Annotated in this window: 6 protein-coding genes; 1 reads left to right on the top strand and 5 read right to left on the bottom strand. The window is 73.2% G+C overall.

Features of this window, described 5'->3' with window-relative positions; translation table 11 throughout:
* The 4 genes from NBX02_RS07065 to NBX02_RS07050 form a co-directional block, all read right to left on the bottom strand.
* A partial coding sequence (locus NBX02_RS07065; protein WP_250290530.1) for a 4-alpha-glucanotransferase occupies positions 1-1,361 on the bottom strand: 1,361 nt, incomplete at its 3' end.
* Entirely contained in the window at positions 1,351-3,021 is a 1,671-nt protein-coding gene (locus tag NBX02_RS07060; protein WP_250283505.1) for an ATP-binding protein, read from the bottom strand. The genes NBX02_RS07065 and NBX02_RS07060, both read right to left, overlap by 11 nt.
* A gap of 45 nt (positions 3,022-3,066) precedes the next feature.
* A complete protein-coding gene (locus tag NBX02_RS07055) occupies positions 3,067-3,810 on the bottom strand; it encodes a response regulator transcription factor (protein WP_250283507.1) in 744 nt (247 codons plus the stop codon).
* A gap of 214 nt (positions 3,811-4,024) precedes the next feature.
* The gene (locus NBX02_RS07050) at positions 4,025-5,314 is read right to left on the bottom strand and encodes a mechanosensitive ion channel family protein (RefSeq protein WP_250290528.1); all 1,290 of its coding nucleotides are present in this window, start codon (positions 5,312-5,314) and stop codon (positions 4,025-4,027) included.
* A 317-nt stretch (positions 5,315-5,631) separates the two neighbouring features.
* Between NBX02_RS07050 and NBX02_RS07045 the strand changes: the two genes are divergently transcribed.
* On the top strand, positions 5,632-6,147 hold the full coding sequence (locus NBX02_RS07045) for an HNH endonuclease (protein ID WP_250283510.1): 516 nt from the start codon (positions 5,632-5,634) through the stop codon (positions 6,145-6,147).
* 154 nt (positions 6,148-6,301) lie between these two features.
* Here the strand turns inward: NBX02_RS07045 and NBX02_RS07040 are convergent.
* Positions 6,302-8,187 (bottom strand): ATP-binding SpoIIE family protein phosphatase (locus tag NBX02_RS07040; RefSeq protein ID WP_445548306.1); only part of this gene is annotated, 1,886 nt, incomplete at its 5' end.

Genomic DNA, 8,187 nt, shown 5'->3' with positions numbered 1-8,187 from the left:
CGCGGGTCGCGCAGGTGCGCCGGCCAGTGCCGCCAGTCCGGGCCGTGCCGCTCGGCAAGAGCGCACCAGGTCGCGAAGTCGGTGAGGCCGTCGTGCCCCGCCGCCGGCTCGTCCGCCGGCTCGTCCGCCGGCCCGGGCCGGGAGACGCGGAACAGCAGTTCCAGGCCGGCGAGCTTGGCCTGCCACACCGCGTCCCGGTCCAGCAGGCCGACGCGGTCCACGCCAGACCCGGCCTCCCCCGCTTCGTCCCGCCCCGGCCCGGCATCCGCGAGGCCACCTTCCCGCGGCCCGGCATCCGTGAGGCCGCCGTCCCGCGGCCCGTCCGCCGACGGTGGGGTGGCGGCCCCGGCGCGGGCGATGGTGGCGAGCTGGTCGACCCGGGCCCGGGTGGCGGCGTCCGCCCGGGCGTATTCGGGCAGGTCCTGCGGACGCAGGTACAGCGGGGAGGCGAAACGCCGGCTCGCCGGAAAATACGGGGACGGCTCGACGGGGAACGTCGGGGCGGCCGCGTGCAGCGGGTTGACCAGCAGCACGTCGGCACGCCCGCCCTCCTCGCCGCCGGACCAGGCCGCGAGGCCGGCGAGGTCGGCGTAGTCGCCCATCCCCCACGAGCCGGCCGACCGCAGCGCGTACAGCTGGATCATCCATCCCCAGGCGCGGCCGGGAACGGCCCCGGCCGGGCCGGGTACCGCGTCCGGCACGACGACGAGCTCTGCCGTGGCCACGACGGCACCGGCCCGCAGCCGCAGCACATGATCACCCAGTGGCAGGCCCGCGGGCAGCTCCAACGGGACGCCGAGGAGTTCCTGCCCGTCGACCAGCCGTTGCCCGACGGTCTCACCCCATCCGGTGAGGTCACGGCGCCCACCGTCCGCAAGCTCCAGTTCTGCGACGGGGACCGTGCCGGCGGGCACCCGCACGATCACCGGCGTGGGCGCGGACCGCCGTACGATCACGCAGGCCGGCAGCGGACGCCGCCACGGCGCGTCACGAGCCGCGGCCAGGGCGGCGGCCGGGTCCGCCGTGTCGACGTCGAGCAGGCCGAGCACCGCCCGCACGACCCGCGGGTCGACGGTGACCTCCTGGTCGTCGGCGTCGATGTAACGGGTGGCGACGCCGTACACGTCCGCCAGCTCCGCCAGCGACGGGTCGATGCCACCGGCCCGGGCGGCACGGCCATTCCCCACAGCCTGCTCAGCGGCACCGCTCCTGGTACCGCCGCCGGCGCCCGTGCCGCTGCCTGCGCCGGTCCCCCCGACGGTGCCGTTCCCGGCAGGGGCGTCGGAGCCGGTGCCGTTGTCGGCGCTGGTGTCGGTGCCGGTGTCGCCGTCGGTGCCGGTGTCGCTGTCGTCAGAGGCCACGGCCGAATCCTCTCGCCCGCCGGGGCCCGCGGTCGGACGCTCGGGCGAACCCGGACGGCCCCGCCGAGCTGATCGCATCCCAACCGCCGGGCGGGCCCGCGCCACTGCCCGCGTCGAACAGCCCGCTGCCCGCGTCGAACGGCGCCGACCACAGCACGTCCTCGGGGACCGGCAGGGACAGCCGCAGGCGCGCGCCCCCGCCGGGGCCCTCCTCGGCCCGCACGCTCCCGCCGTGCATGGCCGCGGCATCGGCGACGATGGCCAGGCCCAGCCCGGAGCCGGGCAGCCCGCGCGCGGACGTGGCGCGGTAGAACCGGTCGAAGACCCGCGGGCGGTCCTCCGGCGCGATCCCCGGGCCCTGGTCGGTGACGACGACCTCGCCGTTCCCGACGGCCACCAACACCTCACCCTGCGGAGGGGAGAACTTCACCGCGTTGTCGAGCAGGTTCGTCACCGCCCGTTCCAGCATGTGCGGCCGCCCGTCGACGGGGGACGAGGCCGCGGTCACCACGATGTGGACGTTCTTCGCCTTGGCCCGCCGGCGTACCCGCTCCGCCGCGGCATGAACGATCTCGGTCAGGTCGGCGCGCTCCACGTCCTCGGGGGGAGCTTCGTCGCGGGCCAGCTCGACCAGCTCGCTGACCAGCCCGCTGAGCTCCCGGATCTGGGCGTCGACGTCGCGCAGCAGCGCGTCCCGGTCGTTCGCGGGCAGCGCGCGCCGCGGGTTGGCCTCGGCCCGCAACAGCAGCTCGATGTTGGTGCGCAGACTGGTCAGCGGGGTGCGCAGCTCGTGGCTGGCGTCGTCGACAAGCTCGCGCTGACGGGCCCGGGAGGCCTCCAGCGCGCGCAGCATGCTGTTGAGGCTGCTGGCCAGCCGGGCGATTTCATCACTGCCAGTGACCGGTATCAACGCGGACAGGTCCTGGGTGCGGGCCACCTCCTCGGCGGCGGCGGCGGCGGCGTTCACCGGCTTGAGGGACGCCCGCGAGATCAGCCTGCCCAGCAGCACCGCCCCGGCCACCCCGGCCACACCCACTCCCAGCAGGATCAGCCCGAGGGTGCGCAGCGTCTCGTCGACGTCGGCCATGGGCCGGGCCAGCTGGATCGCGCCCGGTGCGCGGCCGGGGACGAACAGCAGCGGGACGGTCGCCACCCGGTACCGCGCGCCATCCACGGTGACGGTACGCACCTGCTTGTCCGTCACCCCCTCGGCCACGGCGAGGTCGGCGTCGTTCACCGGCAGTGTCACCGACTGGCCTGCCCAGGTGGCCGTGCTGCCGTCCGCGAGGATGATCTGGGCCGGCAGGCCGAAGTTGGATCCGGTCAGCCACCGCGGGCCGCGGGCGCCCGGCGGCATGCTCGGCATGACCGTCCGGGCCGCCGCCTGGGCCTGCTCGGTGAGCTGGTCGTCGATGGAGCTGTTGAGCACGATCCCGGTCGAGGCGAGCGCCACGCCCGCGACCACGGCCACGACGGCGGCCACCGCGACGCCGATCAGCAGCACCATCCGGTTACGCAGCGACAGATGGCTATGCGCGAAGCGCCGCCGCCAGGATGTTCCGCCCGCGGCGACGGCGCGTCCGGGACCGCCGCCTCCGGCCGTCTCCACCGGCGTCCCCGGCTGCCATCCGGTGGTGTCCGGGCCGGGCCTGGCACTCATCCCGACCGCGCCGTCACACCGCCGGTCATGCCGTCACACCGCCGGTCATGCCGTCTCCCGCAGGACGTAGCCGACCCCACGGACCGTGTGCAGCAGCCGGGGCTCACCACCGGCCTCCAGCTTGCGGCGCAGATAGCTGACGAACACCTCAAGGGAGTTCGAGGACGGACCGAAGTCGTAGCCCCACACCCTCTCCATGATCGTCGAACGTGACAGCACCTGGCGCTGGTGGGCCAGGAAGAGCTCGAGCAGGTCGAACTCGGTCTTGGTGAGGGTAAGATCGCGATCGCCGCGGGTGACCTGCCGGCTGCTCGGGTCGAGCCGGACGCCGGAGAACGTCAGCACCGACGGCCGCCCCGGGCCGGCGGCGACGGAGTCCGCGGACCCGCCGGCGGCCACCGCGGCGGCGCTGGCCGCCCGGGCCGACAGCGACGCCCGGCGGGTGAGGGCACGCAGCCGGGCGAACAGCTCCTCCAACGCGAACGGCTTGACCAGGTAGTCGTCGGCCCCGACGTCCAGGCCGCTCACCCGGTCGGCAAGCCCGTCACGGGCGGTGAGCATGAGGACGGGCAGGTCGTCACCGCGGGCCCGCAGCCGCCGGCAGGCCTCCAGGCCGTCCACCCGCGGCATCATCACGTCGAGCACGACGATGTCCGGCCGGTCGCGGGTGACGGCGTCCAGCGCCTCGGCGCCGTCCCGGGCGGAACTGACCTCGTAGCCTTCAAATCGCAGCGACCGTTCGAGGGACTCCCGGACCGCCGGCTCGTCGTCGACCACCAGTACACGCACATCACACAGTCTGCCCGGCCCGCACCGCGGCGGGAGCCACCGCGAGCAACTCTCAGCTTCGCCTACCGTGATCCTTATCAGCGGTTCAGCTACCCCGGCACATCGCCGACGTCCCGGCTGGCCAGCGACGGCACGGACGGGGCTGGCATCGCCTGGAAAGCCCACCGGGCCGGGGCGCACGCAGAGGAAAAGCCGGATCGGGCCGGGACCCGGTTCAGTGCGAGCCGGAGGTGCGGCCGGACGACCGGCCGACCGGTGAGCGCGCGGGCCGGGGCAGCTCCGCGATGGGCCCGCTGTCGGTCGCGTTGGCCGCCGCCCGCGGGTCGGAGCCGCCGTCCTCCTCGCCGTCGGCGCCTGGCCTCTTCTCCTCCTCGTCATCGTCATCGACCATGACGACCTCGCTGCGCTGGACGCTGCCGAGCGCGATGCCCTCGGCGTCCAGCGCCGCGCGGAAGCGCTCCCGCAGGGCGCGGGCGATCTCCCACTGCTTCAGCGGCTGGGTCTTGACGATGACGCGCAGGGTGTAGCCGTCCGCGGTCATCGTCTCCATCCCCCACACCTCGGGTTCTTCGAGGATGGCGGCGGCGAACCGCGGATCCGTCCAGAGCTTGTCCGCCGTCCGCTTGAGGATCCGCTTGGCCGTGGCCACGTCGGTGTCGTAGTCGAGCGGCACGTCGAGCACTGTCCGTGCCCACTGCTGGCCTTTGTTCCCCACCCGGGCGATCTCGCCGTTGCGCACATACCAGACGGTGCCCTCGACGTCGCGCAGGCGGGTGACACGCAGACTGACCGCCTCGACGTTCCCGCTGACCGGCCCCACGTCGATCACGTCGCCCACCCCGTACTGGTCCTCCAGCAGCATGAACATGCCGGCCAGGAAGTCCCGGACGAGGTTCTGCGCGCCGAAGCCGACCGCGACACCGACGATCCCGGCGCTGGCCACGATCGGCGCGAGGTTGATGTCCAGCTCACCGAGGACCGTCACGAAGGCGATCCCGAAGACGATGATGGACGTGATGCTGCGCAGCAGCGATCCGACCGTCTCCGCGCGCTGCCGGCGCCGTTCCAGCAGCACGGCGGGATCCCCGAAGGCGCCCAGCAGCACCGTGCGCCCGGAGCGCAGCAGTCCTCCCGAGCCTCCGTTGGAGGCCCGGCGGGTCGTCTGGATGATGAACCGGTGCAGCAGCGACCGGATGAGGAAGGCGGCCACCAGGATCAGCACGATCTTCAGCGGGGTGCCGACGAAGACGTTGGCGCCACCGGCGAGGTACTGGCTGTGGGTGACGTCGTAGACCGTCCGGCACAGCACCCCGGGCCGGTCTCCGCAGGCGTTCTGCAGCGCGTCCCTGAGCTGCTCCAGGCTGGGCGCCAGCGGGATGTCGGTCGGCGCCGGTACGGGCGCGCTCACGGACGCGGCGGGCGACGGCGCCGCGCTCGACGCCTGGGCCGCCGAGGGCAGTAACGACCCGAACGACTGGGCAAGCAGGGACGGGGAGTTGGCCACGGCCTTCAGTCAGCTCCTCACACGTGATCGGTTGTCGAATGTTCCGATGGACGTCCCCCGGGGATCCGGCCGCATCCAGTCTTACCGGTGGCCGCCAGCCGCTGGACGAGGGGGCTGGCCCCCGGTTATGACGTGGCGACGACGATCTGTCACACTGAGCTTGTGAAACGCGAGCCGAGCTGCGCGGTGTGTCAATGATTACCCGACGACAATCGCGAACCCACTCGCGTTCGGGGCTCGAAGGCGGTTGACTGTCTCAGTGTCACCGGTGGCTAGCTCGTGACGGCCGCCATCCGGTAGGGCGAGGAGGTCGGCGCGTGACAGAGGCGCTGGTTCTCAATGCCACGTATGAACCATTATGCGTGGTCTCACAGAGGCGTGCGCTGGTGCTCGTGCTCACCGAGAAAGCAGTCATGGTCGAGCCCGGGGACAAAGTTCTCCATTCGGCCACGTACGCGGTCGAGGTGCCGGTCGTCGTGCGGCTGGCCCGCTTCGTCCGTGTACCTTACCGCTCGCAGGTCCCCCTCACCCGCAAAGGGGTGCTGGCTCGGGATCATCATCGTTGCGTCTACTGCGGTGCGCCGGCGACATCGCTTGATCACGTCATCCCCCGCTCCCGCGGGGGCGCACATGTATGGGAGAACGTGGTGGCGGCCTGCGGCCGCTGCAATCATCTGAAAGCCGACCGGGCAGTTGCCGATCTCGGTTGGCGGCTTCGCACGGCCCCTCGGGCGCCGAGCGGAGCCGCTTGGCGCATCCTGGGCAGCCGTCGGATGGATCCGCGCTGGTCGCGCTATCTCAGCTCCGACGGCGACGAGGCCGCATCCGCCTGATCCCCCCGGGCGGACGGCCGGCCCCGCCGGGTGAGGCGTCCTCCCGGGGCGGCAGCGTCCCGTCAGGACGACGCCGTCCCACATAGGCGACCGTGTTCAAAGGTGACGGTGTCCCACCGGGGCGACGGTGTCCCACCGGGGCGACGGTGTCCCGTCAAGGTGGCGGTGCCCCGTTGGCATCGCCGCTCGCCGGGATCGCCAGATCGAACCACACCCGCTTGCCGTCACCGGTGGTTTCCACACCCCACCCACGCGCGATCACATCGACAATCATCAGGCCCCATCCCGACTCCCTGTCGTCACCCGATGTCCGGCGGCGAGGCATCCGAGTCCCCTCCCGATCATCGACGCTGACCCGTAGCCGGTCCCCCTCCTGATGGACGCGTAACACCAGATCGCTGCGGGCGTGCAGCACCGCGTTCGTCACCACCTCGCTGACAAGCAGCAGGGCGTCGTCCGCGACAGCGGCGAGACGCCGCCCGGTGAGGACCCGCCCGACCACCGAACGGGCGCGGACAGCCGATTCGGGCTCGGCCGGCAACGCCACGTCCACCAGCGCCGGCCGGGACGGATAGGTGGTCATCACCAGCAGCGCCGTGTCGTCGTCGGTCTGCACGGCCACCCCGGATGCGGCCAGGCACCGGTGCAGCAGCGTCCGCGCGGAGCCGGCCGAGGACACCCCTATGGGAGACGCCCCGGCGTCCCCCGCCGCCGCGCCCCCCACCGCGCACTCCGTCGCGTTCTCCATCGCCTTGGCCAGCCCGCGGCGCAGCCGGTCCATGCCGTCCTCGAGCGGACGCCGGCGCGACTCGACGAGCCCGTCGGTGTACAGCACGATGCCGGAGCCGGGCGGAAGTTCCAGCGACGTCTCCGAGAACATCCCGGTGCCGCCGACGCCGAGCGGCAGGCCCGGGTCGAGGACCAGGTAGTCCGGCTCCTCGTCGGGCATGACCAGCAGCGGTGGCAGATGCCCGGCGTTGGACACGGTGGCCCGCCGGGCCGCCGGGTCGTAGACGATGTACATGCAGGTCGTCAGGTGCAGCCCGGGCAGCGAGTCCACCACCCGGTCGAGCCGGGTGAGCAGCTCGGCCGGCGGCCAGTCCTCCAGCGCGTACGCCCGCAGCGCCGCCCGCAGCTGCCCCATCACCGCGGCGGCGTGCAGGCCGCGTCCCATCACGTCCCCGATCGCGATCCCGACCCGGCCGCCGGGCAGCGCGATCACGTCGTACAGGTCGCCGCCGGCCTCCGTCCCGGCCGTTCCGGGACGGTACTCCATCGCGATCTCCACCCCGCGCAGCGCCGGCGGGTTCTCCGGCAGGAGCGAGCGCTGCAGGGCGAGCGCGGACTCCTGCTCGACGCTGTAGAGCTGCGCGTTGTCGAGCGCGGCCGCTCCCCGCCGGGCCAGGTGCTCGGCAAGGCTGATGTCGACGGGGCTGTACCCCCCCGAGCGGCGCAGCAGGGTGACAGCGCCGAGCACCCGGCCCTGCCCCGGCATCGGGACGGTGATGGTCGGCCCCTTCAGGAAGTCGGGGAAGGGCATGTCCGCCACCCCCGCCGGGGACATCCGCGCCATCAGCTCGTCGGTCAGGTATGGCATGTACCAGGTCTGGCCGGTCCGCAGGACGAGACCGGGCCCGTCCTCGCTGTCCAGCGTCGGCAGCCGGGAGGGGAGGAAGTCGCGCAGGAAGCCGGCGGTCCGGCTGTCGCGGTGCACGATCGTGCCGAGGCGTGCCCGCTCGCCGTCCCGGAGGAACACGATGGCGCCGTCACCGAGCCGCGGTACCGCCAGCGCCGCGATCATATCGATGATCCGCTGTGGGTCGAGAGAGCTCGACAGCACCAGCCCGGCGTCCGACAGAAAACTCAGATGCTCCAGCTCGAGCCGGCCGGGGACCCGTTCGCGGGAACGGCCCAGGATCTGGCGCAGCGGCCAGGCCCCCCGCCCGAGCCCGGCCAGGACGGCCGCGAGCCGGCCTGCCGCGTTGTCGGCACCGGCCGCGCCGCGGGCGGCCGGACCACGGCCGGCCACGCTGCCCCCGC

It is taken from the genome of Protofrankia sp. CiP1_Cm_nod1 (genome assembly GCF_920888515.1).
In the GTDB taxonomy this organism is placed as follows: domain Bacteria; phylum Actinomycetota; class Actinomycetes; order Frankiales; family Frankiaceae; genus Protofrankia.
Note: the sequence above shows the minus strand (reverse complement) of the source record. Positions and strands in the feature narration are given on the sequence as shown.

Bases quoted from the DNA above. Each gene is read 5' to 3' on its own strand.
- NBX02_RS07060 (WP_250283505.1), bottom strand. From the start codon at position 3,021: ATGAGTGCCAGGCCCGGCCCGGACACCACCGGATGGCAGCCGGGGACG.